The sequence below is a fragment of the Stenotrophomonas sp. HMWF003 genome (assembly GCF_003061285.1).
Classification (GTDB): Bacteria; Pseudomonadota; Gammaproteobacteria; order Xanthomonadales; family Xanthomonadaceae; genus Stenotrophomonas; species Stenotrophomonas maltophilia_AP.
The window spans coordinates 7387-7859 of sequence record NZ_QAIW01000372.1; the positions used below are offsets into that span (position 1 = coordinate 7387).

A 473-nucleotide genomic window follows, 5' to 3' on the forward strand; every position below is an offset into this window, starting at 1 on the left:
GCTTCGGCGAGGAGCCGGGTGCGGCGCTGCTGGTCAACCTGCTGATTCCGTTCGCGGCCTATCTGCTGGCCGAAGAAGCCAACGCGTCGGGCATCCTCGCGGCGGTGGCCGCGGGCATCACCATGAGCTACGTCGAGCTTACCGGCCGCGTGTCGGGCAGCATGCGCGTGCAGCGCGCGGCCGTGTGGGGAATGCTGCAGTTCAGCTTCAACGGCATCATGTTCGTGCTGCTGGGCGAGCAGCTGCCGGGCATCGTCGAACGCGCCATCACCACCGTCAGCGAGAGCGGCCACCACAGCGCGTGGTGGCTGCTGGTGTACGTGGTGGTGATCAACCTGGCGCTGGTGCTGCTGCGCCTGGCCTGGGTGTGGCTGTCGCTGCGCTGGAGCGTGCTGCGGGCGCGCCACCGCGGTGAAGCGCGGCCGGGCACGTCGTGGCGGATCGTGGTGGCCACCTCGCTGGCCGGCGTGCGC

General features: G+C 70.4%; 1 protein-coding gene. It reads left to right on the forward strand.

Going from position 1 to position 473, the window contains the following annotated elements:
• A partial coding sequence (locus DBR34_RS23325) for a cation:proton antiporter (RefSeq protein ID WP_258223978.1) occupies positions 1–473 on the forward strand: 473 nt, incomplete at both ends.